The following is a 14,983-nucleotide window of genomic DNA, read 5'->3' on the forward strand; positions in this document are numbered from 1 at the left end:
AGAAACCAAATAATGCTCAAAGATTAGGAGGGAGCTTCTTGGCAATATGGGATTATCAACTAATACTATTTCCAAAGGGGAACATAGCTGAATTAACTGAAGAAGGGATGGATTTCATAGGACCATATTTTTTTGAATTTAATCAAGCTATTAATATTCTTGAAAGAATAGATGAAGTAAAAGGTGATAAATCTTTAAAATCCTGGGACTCTTTCGATGATGAATGTTACTTTCTTTATGATGATGGAACATACAAAGTTGAGATTGAACTGAATACAGGAACTAAGTCTCAAAATGCAGACTGTATCTCTATTAGAACTAACATAGATAAAGGGGATGGATGTATAGTCAAAGCATTAAAGATATGTAACATACTATCTGAATCCTTAAATCTATCTTGTTGGAATATGAAGCTAGGAGGACTAATTGAATTAAATAATAATCAAGATGTAAAAAAAACAATAAACCATTTTAACAAGCTGAAGAGCCGAACGTTTTAATAAAATAATTCTTCTTCAACCCATAGGAATTAGAATTAAAAGGTGATTTTTCTGTGGTAATTCATAAATTTCAAATAAAGTTTGTGAAGTATTATACTTAAGCTAACGGGTGCTTTCGTATTATAAGGTTAACCAGTTTTTACTGGTTGACCTTTTTTTAATAGAATCTATTATATCAGCAGCCAGGGGAGGACGTACGGGTGCGTGGGGCATTGATCCCGTCAACTAAACTGTCCGCCCCCTACTTGTAGAAACATGTTTGGGACATTGATCTCGTATAACAAGTGAAGCTATGATACTTCAAGATGGAATAGGGGTTACTGGTGAGTAATTTGAGAGAGGAAGAGATAAATAATGAATCCAGTAGTTGGTCTGGATGTATCGAGTGGGGAAAGTGAAATTCAAGCCTTTTTAGATAAGGGAAAACCGTATGAAAAAAGTTTTAAGGTATCGCATACCAAGGAAGTTACGTCCGGACTTTTGTGTCAGATTTGTCCGAACTTTTGTGTCACTCGTCACTCAAAAACTCTTTCTAAATAGGGAAGAGTTTTCTAATTTCACAACTATTCGTATAATACCAATTAACGCTTTCATACATCAAGTAATAAAATGCCATAACCCTTGGTATATATGGGTTTAGGCATTTTTTTATTAATACATAATTAAGGTTAAGAAGGATTAACGCTTATATTATGAATTAACGCTTATTTTTGCGGAAATTCCCCAACAACAGTCGGTTTAGTGAGGAGCATTTGACCGCATCTATTATGAAACAATTGGGCCATTTAATTGAATAACACTTTAAAGAAAATTGGATATGTATGTTAGAGTATTGAAGAGATTGTGAAGTTTTGTACTTAAAGTAACGATGCAGTTTAATTTAAGTGTAATTATGCACAATCTGTATTATTAAATGTCCTTTTCCTCCACACAAAAAAACTCCCACCACATGAAAAAGGAGAATGAATTCATTATGGAATCATCCCCTCAAACAGTTTGAATATGCTTATACTTATATTACTGATCAATCACTCGCTAAACGTTTTTCAAAATCCGCCTTAAACAACAGAATAGCATCAATATTTACAGCAAAATCATGGTCACTGATATTAAAATTAGTTACAAACTCGTCAGATCTCTCACGAACCATAATTGTCGGACGGATATTTTCTCCAATAGCGTCCTTAGTTACAGCACTTCCATAGAAATACCAGTTAGTTTGAGTAGGCGCATTTGCTGCATTCTTAGATAAGTCATTTTTTATTAATTCGCATAATTGATCCATAAAATTTTCATTAAGCTTAATAGTTTTTCCATGGTGACCATCAACAGATATATCAGCATATCCATACCAAATATTCCTGCTTGTAAGCTTTCCGTCTTTTGAAGTGTATGTTTCATCAAACAAAATCTTCATTTCATACCCTCCGTTAGTATAAAATTTCTTCACACTATTATACACCGATTAGAAAATGTAAAATAGCTTGCTGTTAGTCTCACTATACTTGTAAGAGTTAGGCAAGCTAACTTCATGGTAGGGTTCCTCCTAAAGTTGTGAGTTAGAGTGGTGTCTATACTCATATCTTACTGAGGGGCTTTATTTTTTTCAAACCTGATATTTAACGATCTACAGGAATGCTATCGTATCTTACGTAATCTGCTTTAAGAGACAAGGTCATCTCACCGTCTGGTAAACGAGGGCTATGGCTCCAGAATCAAATGTCTTGTTTTCGATAAGTTTAAGATTGATCTTCTCCTTGTGACCTTGGAATAACGGCAACCCGCTGCCGATCAGGACGGGAGAAACCGTAATTTTATACTCATCTATTAAATCAAGCTGCATAAGGTAGTGTGCTAACCTAGGACTACCGAGGATGACCATATCCTTGCCTGGCTGCTGTTTGAGGTTCTTGATCTCTTCCTCGACATCTTCTTTCACCAGTCTGGAATTGTTCCATTCAACTTTCTCCAGCGTCGTGGAAAAAACGATTTTGGCTGTCTTTTCGATCCACTCGGCATGATTCCGTTCATGCTGCGAAGCTGAGGGGTTCGAAGGCACAGATGTCCAGTAACTGTGCATCATCTGATAAGTCCCACGCCCCCATATGACAGTGTCGGCAGTACTCAGAATTTCTTTCGCGTGTTTCTCCAAGTCAGAATCGTAGGAAACCCAGCCGATGTCCATTTCACCGTTCGGACCTTCTACAAAACCGTCAAGCGATGCGTGCAGAAATAGAACGAGTTTTCTCATTTTTAGTTCTCCTTTGTTCATGAGGGATATTTTTTTCATACTTCTTTACCTCCAATGTAAGTATAACCAACTTTTTATAAATTTTGGGAAAAAGGTTCTATAAGTTACACTAATTTTAAAAAAAAACAGGCAATTCCTGTTTTTTGCTTTTATCCAATATTCCAGACTGTTCGATTTCATACTAACGCGTTCTTCATTTCAAGGAGTGCAGCCGTATCGTCTTTTTGCCATAAAAAAAAACACTCTCCTTGGGAAATTGTTATATTATTTATGCTATTCCCAATTCTTATGTCAACCACTTTATCAAAAATATTTGATTTATTTTTCAGACGGAAATAAAATGGGAAGAGCAAATCATATTTAAGTCAAGTTTGTGAAGGATTACACTTAAACAAACGGGGGCAAGAGTTAAAGAAGGTGATCGCTGCGGCGGTCTTTTTTCTTGTTGAGCTAACGGGGCAGGTTAGTTCAAGAAGGAGAAGTAAGCCTTTTAGGTGAAATATATCATTCTCACAAACGAGAGAAGGATTAAAGGTGTGGCAATGAAACAAATTCAGGATATTAGTGTTGAAGGAGTCAAGTACATTAATGAATCAGGGGAATCTAGATTTATTGGATTAAAGGAATGCAATCAGAACTGGATAAAGTACAGAAGCAGAACTGAGAACCTAAAGACTGATGAAGTACAAGAAATTATAAGAAAAGACAAAACCATTGGACAAAGGGTCATTGATGCAAATCCACCCTATTTTGAGTTTTTACAAGACCCTTTACACGAATTGAATTTGAATCTAAAAACGCATTTCAACAGTTTAGAGATTCTATCGCAGAAACTGGCTGGAGTACAATTGATTTATCTTAAAAACCGTTCTTCTTCAACTATAGTTGGCATTACTAGAACAAAGGTAATGCTTTTTTCTTATTGAAGTAATGGGCAGGATAGTTGAACAAGAATATTTGATTTTATGCTGTCTTTGACTCATGAGGTGCATTACATTAAAAAGCTAGGAATTTATCCTAGCTACGAGTTTCTGGAATTTTATTTATTGATCCTTTCTGTTGGCAAGCGATTCTCGGTCACTTGCTGTTGGAGGCTGTTCAAACCATCCATTTTTTATCATTAGATTTGCTCCATCTTCAGCATATTTTAAAAGTTCTAAACTTAATCGTGTGTAATTAGCACCTAAATCCCTTCTTGCATTGACACTCAACGCAGAACCATAATATGAAAGGGATAATTGTGTAGACAATTGAATTTGGTACATCATATATTTATCTGAAAAGGTCATAGAAGTAGAGTTAGTAATCATAGATTGCCAAGAAATAGGTGAATTTAATTTATCTTCCTTAAATACCGATTCAAATATTTTTATGTGTTTATTGGCAATGTCAAGCCCCCTCATGAAATGTTGACGAATCTCTTTTGATTGGGCTACTTGGATGAACCCTACTTTTAAAGCAGCATGTAAATGCATTTTTAGCATGTTGAAAGTAATATCTCCAATCTCGATAGCATTAAGTGGACGACGATCTCCCAACCAGCCAGTTAAAAAACTTTGGTGCTTTACAAAATCGATCGAATCGGGGGGTGTAATAATAGGAGGTCGTGTAAAAAGCCCTTTTGAAAGCATTAAATCAATGGATTGTTCAAAAAGTTCCATCGTTTCGGACATACAGGTTATGTAATACTTCCGTAAGTCAGAACGAATTGAAGTACTAACAGACAATGCATATCCAGTCATTCCTTGCAGAGTCATGATATAAATATAATTTAGGTAGAAAGGGTCTTGAAAAAGACGTGGTGCGTGAATGTTTACGTCGTCTTTTTCTGTAAACCCACGTGGAATAGGATAATTTTCTTTTAACATGAATAATGTAATTTCTTGGACATGCTTTTTGGATATTTCAAGGGAAGTTTGGTAGATTGATTTGACTTGGTGATCTTCGATATGTTCGAGTGCATAACGAAAGAAACAAATGGACATTGTATCAAAAATATATTGAGTCCAAAGGCTTGCAATTTCCGGAGCAGTTAATCGAATTGGGCTATTGGTCTCCAAGGTTCATCCTCCGATTTACGATATTATTTAATGTTTATTATTGTTTTCTCAGATAATGAAAAATATGTAAAAAGTTAGAAACTTCAGCGTTCCCAATATTTTACGGATAAGAAGCAAGTATAGAAAAAAAGTTTGTGAAGAATTGTTCTTAAAGTAACGGGGCTTTTGTTAAGGATGGTGATCGCTGCGGCGGTCATTTTTTTCTTGTTGAATTAACGGCAGTATAGTTGAATAAGGATTCAAAACCAAAGATAGATATATTCCAACAAAAAATCTAAATGTGTTATTCTTATAATATGAGTGTCTATGGTAGAAACATGAGAAAGGTGTGCAGAAGTGTGAACAAAAGAATATTTTTGATTTTATTTACTGTGATTTTAATAACTGTATTTGTGGGTTGCGGAAAAGTCACTGAACATACTTCGTCAAAAAAGGTGCAATCCGAAGTGACCACGGTTTCTAAGACTGTTGAAGCAAATAAGAGTACATCTGCCATTGACACAGAAAAACCAACGAGTGATAGTGAATCCCATAAAAGTGTTCCTGCATCTAGCACTATAAAGGCAACAGGTACAACGGACGGGTTTGATTACAGCAAATATACTCTAATTGTAGTAAACGGCGGGGATATGTCAGGATATAGACAGCCGAATGTCAAAGTAGATGTCGGATTTGGAGAACGGGAATATTGGGCATATACAAATGAATACGGTCAGCTAATTCGTGTTGAAGCGAAAAATGTAACTCTTCAAAATCCGAATACTGAACATGTTTTATCGTCTGGGAGATATTATTCTGATGAAGCAAAGGTGCCAGGTACAGAGAGTCCAGAATTAGATCAAGGGCATGTGATTGCTGACTCACTTGGAGGAGTATCTAACGCATATAACATTACACCTCAAAACAGCATTCTCAATAGGCACGGCGACCAAGCTTATATGGAAAAAGTGATTCGAGATGCAGGAGGTTGTACTGATTTAGTAGCAGTGATTCAATATCCAAATACTCAGACGCAAATTCCTAACCATTATAAATTCACCTACAAACTACAGGGCAGATCAATTACAGATGAATTTGACAATGTAAACCCAGATGAAGTGAATAAAAATTTAGGGGAAACGACAGGTACGAGCAGTACACCACCGAAAACAGAAGTTGTACCTGCAAACGAAATGGTAAGTAGTAATGAAGATGTTAGTAAGGTGGATACCAATCATAATGGAAAAGTTACGATTGCTGAAGCCAAAGCTGCTGGCTTTAAAATGCCAATTACGAGAGATTCATGGCTCTATAAATATATGGATGATCGAGATGGTGATGGCTTAGTAGGTGAATAAATGGGGGTATGATTCCCATGCGATTATGGAGCGTCCTTTTTTATTTAAAAAAACAAAGTGTATTGTGAATAAATGTACCTAAACTAAAGGGGGCATTACTGGAACAACGGTAATGCTTTTTCTTGTCAACATTAATATTAATTAGGTAGATTTTAATTAAGTAATATGTTTTTGCAAGGACATTATTTATTTAACTAAATGGACTTTACTTGAAGAAATGACTGCTAGAAATTATAACTAAGTTTTGTGAAATAATTCAAAATATTACAATATATGATATTGTTATAAGTATAGAAAAAATAGTATGGGGGTTTTGAATTGAAAAAATATTTAGTAGGTTTATTTGCTTTATTATTAATTTTTAGTTTAGTTGCTTGTTCATCTGAAAGTTCGAAAACCTTAAAAGCAGAGGATAAGAATGAGGAAAAGAGTTCTGAGGCCAAAGCAAAGGCAGAAGCCAAAGCCAAAGCGAAGGCAGAAGCAGAAGCTAAAGCGAAGGCAGAAGCAGAAGCGAAAGCAAAGGCAGAAGCAGAAGCCAAAGCAGCTTCAAGTGGAGGATCAGAGTTCTTTGCCAATTGTACTGAACTAAGAAAGAAATATCCTAATGGCGTACCTTCTGATCATCCAGCCTATCAATCTAAAATGGATAGAGATAAGGATAATTTTGCTTGTGAAAGATAGTGTATTATCAGTTAGTAGACCTTTCTAAGGTATTGAATTATGAATGATCCCTTCTCAAATAATGAGTTGGGATTTTGCCGAATTTAATATGAGCTTTGTTAAGTTTGAGTAGAGCCAAATAAAAAAGTGATGTATAATACCATCACTTTTTTTGTTGTGTAATAAGAGTAAGTTATTTTAAAGCTACTGCTTAAATACCGGTACTTTTCTGCATTGGATGTTTATTTCTTCTCTAGATTGTGGGTTACGCCCCTTATGAGCAGCAAGTCCATGAAACATAAAATTGTCGATACCAATTGATTGAAATCTGTTGCCATTTATTAAAACTGCATTTGCCATATTATGTCTACTAATAAAATATCAATAAGTTTTTCAATTTATTCCTGGGAACAACTGAGAAACTGTTGCACGTTATCCTCAGTCGCACCATAGATTTTAACCGTCTTAAATTCTATTTTATAAAATATTGTTCCATACCTGCTACATCTGAAAGGTAGGTGTCGATTTTTGTTATAAGTCCAGATTCAATGGATAGCACCGTCGCTAATTCTTCTTCTAGGACACGCCCATCTTCTGAGACAGCTGAATTGTGCAGTGCTAATGTCAGCCCAAATTGACCCACAAGTATTCCATGAAGTTGTGTATTCACTTTTCCATCGACAATTGACTTGACACGGTTAATAACAGCATCTATTCCTTCAGCTGTCCCCGAAATTGCTCCGTCACCTGGAAGAGTCCATTTCACAGTTGGATGTAATAACTTTCGAATACCTTCCCAATTGTGTGCGCTGTATGCAGACAGAAATTGTTCGCCAATTTCAACATTTGATTGATTAATCATATTGTACCTCCTAAAAAATTCTTTTATAGCTTCATAAGGTAGATGAACGGAAATGTTCTCATTCCTCAATTTACGATAATTGTACACTCGGAAAATGTTCATGTAAAATGAATATAAATGATATATAGATTCATTTTTAATGATAATAATTTGAGGTGTCAAAAATGGACATTAATGAATTACGAATTTTCCGGGCTGTTGCAAGTGAGGGGAGCATTACAAAAGCCGCTCAAATACTTGGATATGTACAGTCAAACGTTACTACAAGGGTGCAACAATTAGAAGCGGAGTTGAATACGCAACTTTTTTATCGCCAACGAGGGATGTTATTAACGCCAGCCGGTGAGAAGTTATTGAGTTATGCGGAGCAAATTATCCATTTAGTTGACGAGGCACAAAAAGCTCTTGATGATTCGATAGAACCCACTGGTCGGCTTATGCTTGGAGCAACTCATACCGCCTCTGCAATGTATCTTCCTTCCATACTAGCTAATTACTTTAAACTTTATCCAAAAGTAGAGTTGTCGTTAATGACAGATTATTCAGGTGAATTGGTGGAAAAGGTTCGTCATTTTCAACTTCACGGTGCATTAGTAAAATCGCAACTTAATGATGACAGCATCGTGCAGGAGCTTGTATTTGAAGAACAACTCGTATTAATCAGTGCTCCAGAAATGAAAGATATTCAAGATGTATGTTATCAACCTTTTCTCATGAATACAAAAGGTTGTCCACATCGAGAACAACTTGAAAATTGGTTGAAAACAATAGGGATTGGTAACATTCGATATTTAGAATTCAATCACCCGGACGCTATTATTCAAGGTGTGATTTCTGGACTTGGAGCCTCTTTGGTGCCAATGTCTTCGATTCTATCACCTAAAATAAAAGGGTTAGTACATTCTTTTGAAATTCCAGCACAATACAGCACTGTCAAAACTTTTTTCATTCGACACAAGGATAGTCTAATGACAAGCGCGCTTTTAAAGTTTATTGAGATGTTAAAGCAAAGTTGCCTGCAATTAACGGATTTAAAAAGTGAGAATCCTTATTAAACTAAATGGGGCATTAGTTCAATTCGACTTGAAAATTAATTCGGTAAGGAGCCTTAGTTCATTATCGAACTGGGCTTTATTATAAAAAAGCAACGCAAATACGGTGCAACTTGATAAGCAATTTACTATACATTTGTTGCTGTAAATTAACCTTTTGTGATAGGAAACCGAATTCCCAAGAAGAGTAGCCCAAGCCTCCTATTTATTGAATTTATTAATCGCTCCCTAGACCAAAATCATGCAAATATTGTAAAATGAAAATATTAAGATAATTTGTCGGAAATTGTACAGAACGAGTTCGGTTGTAGATAAACCTAACGAACGTTCATGCCAATGGATTGGAGCACAAGCGATGCTAAAGGAACAAACGAGGTATTCTCGACTTGCAAACATAACCAAATTAATAAATACCAAGCTCGAATTACGAGATGTATTGGAGCAAGTAACAACAGCCATCTCGGAAGAAATCGTTCAATGTGATGCGGTTGGTATTTATTTGCCACAAGAGGATGGAACCTTCAGAGGATATGTAGGTAAACCAGAGTTCATCAACGACTGGACATTAGATATGCATGTGATCGACGCGGAAATTGATTTACTTGCAAAAGAAGTCATTGAGACCCAAAGAGCCATCTATATACCTGATACGTCAAAGGATCCTCGACCTGATCCTAATGCGGTAAAAGCATTCAAAATTAACTCGTTGTTAGTGCTTCCTATTTCTTTTGAACAGGAATTATATGGTCTCGTATTCCTATTTGATGTGGGGATACCCATGAATTTAACAGATTCAGAGATTCAAACCGTGGAGTCCTATGTAAATATGGCAGCCGTGGCCATTCGAAATGCCCTTAATTTAGCCGAAAAAGAAAAGCTGATTTCTGAAAAGCAGCTATTGCTCGATGTCACGCGCGATCTCTCCATGTGCTTGTCCATGGAAGAAAGCTTGGAGACTTGTTTCGGTTACTTAAAAAGGGTTTTAAATTACGACCATATCGGGGTCCACATAATAGGTACGACTGTTGATGGAACAGTAAGGCAATGGAAGGAGAGTAACAGGACGGAGATAAGCTGGAAAAAGACCTTCGAAAAAATGGGTCCCTGTAGTGATCAAGTAATTGCGTCGGTCATGAGAACAAAAAATGCTATCTTAATCCCTGATGCAGCGGCTGATGAGAGACTAAACCAAGAGATTTGCCGACAGTTTTCCATAAAAGGTCTGTTTATGATTCCACTCGTTTCAATGGGGGAAGTCCTAGGGATTATAGGTGTGGCTGATACCGGAAAAAATTCTCTTGTTTACACGGAATCACAACTCCAACTGGCCCAATCGATCGTAGATGCTACTGCTTCCACATTCTCAAGCCTTCTATATATGAATAAGCTCGAGAACATGATTGAAGCACAGAATAGAGAGCTAGCCATTGCTAATGAAAGAAATCATAATGTATTAGAAAGTATTAAAGATGGTTTCATCGTATTAAGCAAAGAATGGAGATATATTTATATCAATAAATATCAACACCTTCCATTAAATAAAACAGCTGAAGATATTTTAGGTAAGGTTATTTGGGAGGAATTCCCTAGATATATGAATACAGACTTCTACAGGGAGTTTCAAAAAGTAATGTCAGATCGCTTACCGGCCCATTTTGAAACACGTGCAGTCTATACAGATAAATGGTTTGACGTGGTAGTCTACCCGTATGGTGATGGCATCTGTAGTTTGATTAAAGACATTACGGAGAAAAAGAGATACGAGAGGGAGTTTAAACGATTATCGGGACTCGATTTAATTGGGCAAATGGCAGCGGGAATCAGCCATGAAATCCGAAATCCAATGACAACCGTCAGAGGCTTTTTGCAGATTTTACAAAAAGAAGAAAAATTTGAAAGTTATCAGCAGTATTTACATATCATGATTGACGAACTGGACCGCGCGAACAATATCATTTCAGAATTCCTATCGATGAGTAATACCAGGTCGTCTGATTTACAGAAGTTAAACCTAAATACAATCCTCCATGATATGACTCCATTAATCCAGGTGGATGCGTTCAACCAAAATAAATACGTGGAGATTGATACGAAGGACATACCGGTATTATTGTTAAATCGGAATGAAACACGGCAGCTAATTATTAATCTCTATCGTAATGGGTTGGAGGCAATGAGCGAAGGAAAGGTACTCACGATTAAAACCTATATGGAAGAAGATTGTGTTGTTTTGGCCATTCATGATCAAGGAGAAGGGATCAAGCCAGAAGTATTAGAAAAATTGGGTACACCGTTCTTCACGACAAAGGACAAGGGAACGGGTCTTGGGTTAGGGGTTTGCTATGCGATTGCTGCCCGTCATCAGGCAAAAATCGATATCCAGACTGGACCAGAAGGAACTATTATTTTTGTTAGGTATAAATAGTAAAAGGTGGCGAGTAATCCTCGCCACCTTTTTGTATTATCTAATGGAGCCATGAGGCAAAACTGCATGCACACCTTTTGCACCGTTCACCACTTGTGTTATTCTAAGGTCAACTGCGACACTAGCCAAAGCCATAGCCTCTACCTTTTCAATACCATAAAACTCTTGGATAAGTTCCACCATGTCATTTAAGGCAGTGGCAGCGGCCACATTCAAATCTTCATCAAATCCAAAAGTAATCCAGCCTGCTGGAGTTTTTGCACGAGGCATGGTTAATTCCAAATCATCTCTCACAATCAACGTGACATCGACTAAATCCATCGGACACTCGATCGCTGTCCCGGAAACCTCGCCATCACCCTGAAGGGCATGTCCATCCCCAATCGAAAATAATGCACCATCTACGCCAATCGGCAAATACAGGGTACTGCCTTTGACTAATTCCTTGCAATCAATGTTACCGCCGCAATAACGAGGAGGGGAGGTGACATGGACGCCTGATTCAGAAGGAGCAACACCCATTAATCCAATGAAAGGCTCCAGTCCAACGTGAAATTGCCTCCCACCAATTTGGGCAGTTCCAGTCAACGTGGTAGCATTTAACTCCCAGTCCACCTGAATTCTTTTCGTTTCTGATATGCCAACACTATCATTCTGCCAATTCTTGAACCCACCAGCCCAATTGCGCCCATACCAGCCTGGCACGACATCATTTAACTTCACTTCTAACACCATTCCAGGCTTTGCCCCGCGAATGGCGATTGGACCAATCATAGGATGTCTACGATCTTCTTCATTAACCGCTGATTCAAAAACTACTCTTTCCTCATTTTTAGAGCTTGAATATCCCCATTCAATATCAGGTGTTTTTACCAGTAAGGTGTCACCTGAATCAATCGTTAAAATTGGTTGATAGTCTTTACTGAAGGATCCGTGTAGGCTCTCGGATTTTAATTCCAGTTTATGTATCATAGATGTTCATCTCCAGTGTATATATTTGCAATATTTATAATAGTACTATAACACTTTTGGATTCATTGGCAAATACAGGCGATCCTTCGATTGAAGCTAGATCTTATATTTATAGTAATCCTGTGAGTGGTAGCTTCTAAAACCACACGATTCATACAGCTTTAAGGCATGTGCATTTTTAGCCTCGACCTCGAGAAAAACGGACAGCCCTTTTTGAACTTCTGTTTTAACAACCTTTGTTAATGCCTTTCTACCAATTCCTTTTCCCTGCAATTCCGGAAACACAGCAAAGCCATAAATCCAAGCTTCTCCATTGGCTTCATCCACGCGAATTTTTCCGGCTGTTTTTCCATCCGCTTCAATAATGAAGTTTTGATCATTTCCATTTTCCCTAATCTGTTGATTAAACCTTCGTGCATCGTCCTCTTTAAACCCAAAGGCTAGGACTTCAAGCTGTATTTCTGCTTCGAAATCCTCTGTTGTGGTAGAAGGCCTAAGGGTAACCGAAGGATCCTCGGTAAGCATCGCTTTGTGCCACTTCATTTGGTATTCTGCTACGTAAAAAGAACAAGGAATCGCTGCTAAGAAATTTTTCGCCGATTGGGAAGAGGTTGGAGCATTTAATAATATCTTCTTGATATTTCGTCTCTTAGCTTCCTCAATTCCCTGTTCTAATAATCTTGTGAAAATTCCTCTTCTGCGGTAATCGGGATGCACCATTCCGCAAAGCTCAACTTTATTGCCAAAATCATAACTACCAAGGAAACCGACAAGCTTGTTATCTTCATAATGAAAAAAATCTTCCTTTTCCTGTCCTGCTCTATTTTTAAGCATGTCATAATTAAGCTTTAGTTGAAATCCTCCATCTTTCTCACAAATCTCCTGAAGTTCTTTTATGGCTGCTAATTCTTCTTGTGTTAACATGTTTTTCACCTCTAATTATAGAATTCTTTATTCTAATTCTTTTAGCACATACTATTTTCCTCCTTTTAGTGATATTGTAGATTTGAAAATAAGGGTTTGCTATTGTTATATAAAAAAGGAGCGATTTCTTTGGAATTTAACGATGTTATACATGGGCACAGATCGATACGAGAATATGAAGACAGGGAAGTAAGTCAAGAATTACTGGATCAAATATTAGATGCGGGCATTCGTGCTTCTTCAAGTGGTAATATGCAATCCTATTCGATTATCGTCACAAAAGACAAAGAGTTGAAGAAAAAATTATACACCGCACATATGGACCAATCGATGGTGATTGATGCACCGATCCTATTAACCTTTTGTGCTGATTTTAATAGAATGAGAAAATGGCTTTCTCTCAATGATGCACCTGTCCATTTTGATAACTTCATGAGCTTTATGATTGGTGCCATTGATGCGACGTTGGCAGCACAAAACTGTGCTTTAGCAGCAGAGAATGCTGGGCTGGGTATTTGCTATATGGGCTCAACACTAGCCAATTGCGATCAAATCGGCGAACTACTGAACCTCCCACCAAATGTCGTACCAGTTGTGGGTTATTCATTAGGATATCCAGCTGAAAATCCAGCTCCACGTGATCGACTACCAAGGCATGGGCTTGTTCACTATGACAAATATCGTGATTATTCGGATGAAGAAATTCTTGAGATCTACAAAGAAAGAGATGAAAAGGGCTGGAAACGCTACATGGATGTCCCTAGGCTTAAGGAAATGACAGAACGATTAGGCTTAAAGAATCTTGCTCAAATCTATACCATGGCCAAGTATACGAAAGAATCTCATTATGAGTTTTCACAGACTGTCCTGAAATACTTGGAAAGCCAAAATTTTATGCATAATGAGTAATACATATTAGACATGAGGGTGGGATTGATGTAACCAATTCCACTCTACGATTTCACCATTAATCAATAATCGTAACGGTTGATCTTTGATGAAACCTGCTTCACGCATTTCGTTCAGCCTCTGGTTATAAAACTGGACTTCTCTTTTAAAATTCCATAGAAATAGGCGATAGGCTTTTTCACGCTGCTAGTAAATTTTAGTTTTCGAATCAATTGTTTAAAGGATTGAATAGCTAGTTCGATGGCAGAATTCTTATATAGCTCAAAGTTATGTGCGACAATTTGAGCCATATGCCAATATTCTTCAATGAGTTTTGCTTCAGGAAAGAAGCATTGGACCAATTGGACAAACGGCTGTGGAACACAGTCACTCACAAAAGTGTGGTCCAATTCAGACTGTGTTTCTTTACGTTTATTTATCTCTTGCTCTTTTTCAGTTTTTAAAAGATTAATAGTTTCTTTAGGGCGGTCCATGATTTCCTGTATTGGTGGTTCACTGGTAGGAAAGCGATTAAATACATAGAGATTGCTGGTCTGGGATCCGTTTTTTCGTTCGGTTTCATAGACAGTGAAAATCCCGAATTTTTTCCCTTTAAGAATCATCCGCTTAAAAGTGGAACGGGAAAGAATGTTTTCCTTGGACTCTTGATTAATCGCTTTTAACATAGTACCGATTTTAGCATTACAAACACCAGGGATTTTGGCAGAAAACCGCAATAAACATTTCAAACCAATTAACTCACCCTTTGTAAAATCTTTCTTGTGATCGAGCAACCACATTTCCATATGGTGATTAAACTCCTTTAAACTTGCAAATTGCGAAAACTTTTCAAATCCCTCAATATTTCCAGATTTTAGATTCATGCTTGAAACACCCTTATCCTATTGATTTTTGCCTTCTAACGTGAGCCATCCCACACTTCAGGCATGTTTAGGATATCGGGTTTGGCTAACTGATTCGAATCGATAAAATTCATTTTTGAAGTGTTTTTTTAACCTAAACTCTTATTTTTGCCTCCAAAAATGAATTTT

Annotated in this window: 14 protein-coding genes and 2 pseudogenes; 8 read left to right on the top strand and 8 right to left on the bottom strand. The window is 37.1% G+C overall.

All coding sequences use genetic code 11. From position 1 onward, the window contains the following. Nucleotides 1–38: 38 nt before the first annotated feature. Both ABES03_RS16010 and ABES03_RS16015 read left to right on the top strand, forming a co-directional pair. Nucleotides 39–500: a hypothetical protein gene (locus tag ABES03_RS16010; RefSeq protein WP_430118451.1), complete on the top strand. Its 462-nt coding sequence runs from the start codon at nucleotides 39–41 to the stop codon at nucleotides 498–500. Nucleotides 501–854: 354 nt separating this feature from the next. Then, nucleotides 855–983 (top strand): annotated as a pseudogene (locus tag ABES03_RS16015) (IS110 family transposase); the annotation flags it as partial. Nucleotides 984–1,524: 541 nt separating this feature from the next. Here the strand turns inward: ABES03_RS16015 and ABES03_RS16020 are convergent. Both ABES03_RS16020 and ABES03_RS16025 read right to left on the bottom strand, forming a co-directional pair. Then, on the bottom strand, nucleotides 1,525–1,917 hold the full coding sequence (locus ABES03_RS16020) for a hypothetical protein (RefSeq protein ID WP_430118452.1): 393 nt from the start codon (nucleotides 1,915–1,917) through the stop codon (nucleotides 1,525–1,527). A 258-nt stretch (nucleotides 1,918–2,175) separates the two neighbouring features. After that, entirely contained in the window at nucleotides 2,176–2,751 is a 576-nt protein-coding gene (locus ABES03_RS16025) for a dihydrofolate reductase family protein (protein ID WP_430118735.1), read from the bottom strand. A 536-nt stretch (nucleotides 2,752–3,287) separates the two neighbouring features. On the opposite strand from ABES03_RS16025, the gene ABES03_RS16030 reads away from it, so the two are divergent. Beyond that, nucleotides 3,288–3,677, top strand: coding sequence for a hypothetical protein (locus ABES03_RS16030; protein WP_430118454.1), 390 nt, complete (start codon nucleotides 3,288–3,290; stop codon nucleotides 3,675–3,677). 117 nt (nucleotides 3,678–3,794) lie between these two features. Here ABES03_RS16030 and ABES03_RS16035 read toward each other — a convergent pair whose 3' ends face one another. Beyond that, nucleotides 3,795–4,811 carry a DUF3231 family protein gene (locus tag ABES03_RS16035; protein WP_430118456.1) on the bottom strand — a complete coding sequence of 339 codons (1,017 nt, stop codon included), beginning with the start codon at nucleotides 4,809–4,811 and terminating at the stop codon, nucleotides 3,795–3,797. 317 nt (nucleotides 4,812–5,128) lie between these two features. On the opposite strand from ABES03_RS16035, the gene ABES03_RS16040 reads away from it, so the two are divergent. Then, nucleotides 5,129–6,148 carry a DNA/RNA non-specific endonuclease gene (locus tag ABES03_RS16040; RefSeq protein WP_430118458.1) on the top strand — a complete coding sequence of 340 codons (1,020 nt, stop codon included), beginning with the start codon at nucleotides 5,129–5,131 and terminating at the stop codon, nucleotides 6,146–6,148. Nucleotides 6,149–6,700: 552 nt separating this feature from the next. Then, nucleotides 6,701–6,829 (top strand): annotated as a pseudogene (locus tag ABES03_RS16045) (excalibur calcium-binding domain-containing protein); the annotation flags it as partial. 183 nt (nucleotides 6,830–7,012) lie between these two features. Here ABES03_RS16045 and ABES03_RS16050 read toward each other — a convergent pair. Together ABES03_RS16050 and ABES03_RS16055 are read right to left on the bottom strand one after the other, a co-directional pair. Then, entirely contained in the window at nucleotides 7,013–7,168 is a 156-nt protein-coding gene (locus tag ABES03_RS16050) for an HU family DNA-binding protein (RefSeq protein ID WP_430118460.1), read from the bottom strand. 112 nt (nucleotides 7,169–7,280) lie between these two features. Beyond that, nucleotides 7,281–7,670, bottom strand: a complete 390-nt coding sequence (locus ABES03_RS16055; RefSeq protein ID WP_430118462.1) for a nuclear transport factor 2 family protein — start codon at nucleotides 7,668–7,670, stop codon at nucleotides 7,281–7,283. Nucleotides 7,671–7,834: 164 nt separating this feature from the next. Between ABES03_RS16055 and ABES03_RS16060 the strand changes: the two genes are divergently transcribed. Further along, nucleotides 7,835–8,725 carry a LysR family transcriptional regulator gene (locus tag ABES03_RS16060; protein ID WP_430118464.1) on the top strand — a complete coding sequence of 297 codons (891 nt, stop codon included), beginning with the start codon at nucleotides 7,835–7,837 and terminating at the stop codon, nucleotides 8,723–8,725. A gap of 352 nt (nucleotides 8,726–9,077) precedes the next feature. Beyond that, a complete protein-coding gene (locus tag ABES03_RS16065; protein ID WP_430118466.1) occupies nucleotides 9,078–11,147 on the top strand; it encodes a GAF domain-containing protein in 2,070 nt (689 codons plus the stop codon). A gap of 36 nt (nucleotides 11,148–11,183) precedes the next feature. Here ABES03_RS16065 and ABES03_RS16070 read toward each other — a convergent pair whose 3' ends face one another. Both ABES03_RS16070 and ABES03_RS16075 read right to left on the bottom strand, forming a co-directional pair. Next, on the bottom strand, nucleotides 11,184–12,119 hold the full coding sequence (locus ABES03_RS16070; RefSeq protein ID WP_430118468.1) for an acetamidase/formamidase family protein: 936 nt from the start codon (nucleotides 12,117–12,119) through the stop codon (nucleotides 11,184–11,186). A gap of 96 nt (nucleotides 12,120–12,215) precedes the next feature. Next, nucleotides 12,216–13,043, bottom strand: coding sequence for a GNAT family N-acetyltransferase (locus tag ABES03_RS16075; protein ID WP_430118470.1), 828 nt, complete (start codon nucleotides 13,041–13,043; stop codon nucleotides 12,216–12,218). A gap of 129 nt (nucleotides 13,044–13,172) precedes the next feature. On the opposite strand from ABES03_RS16075, the gene ABES03_RS16080 reads away from it, so the two are divergent. Then, nucleotides 13,173–13,952, top strand: a complete 780-nt coding sequence (locus ABES03_RS16080; RefSeq protein WP_430118472.1) for a nitroreductase family protein — start codon at nucleotides 13,173–13,175, stop codon at nucleotides 13,950–13,952. Between the two features lie 113 nt (nucleotides 13,953–14,065). Here ABES03_RS16080 and ABES03_RS16085 read toward each other — a convergent pair whose 3' ends face one another. Continuing rightward, nucleotides 14,066–14,815, bottom strand: coding sequence for a hypothetical protein (locus ABES03_RS16085; RefSeq protein WP_430118474.1), 750 nt, complete (start codon nucleotides 14,813–14,815; stop codon nucleotides 14,066–14,068). Nucleotides 14,816–14,983: the final 168 nt, after the last annotated feature.

The organism is Neobacillus rhizosphaerae, assembly GCF_050477885.1.
GTDB classification, from domain to species: domain Bacteria; phylum Bacillota; class Bacilli; order Bacillales; family Cytobacillaceae; genus Neobacillus; species Neobacillus rhizosphaerae_A.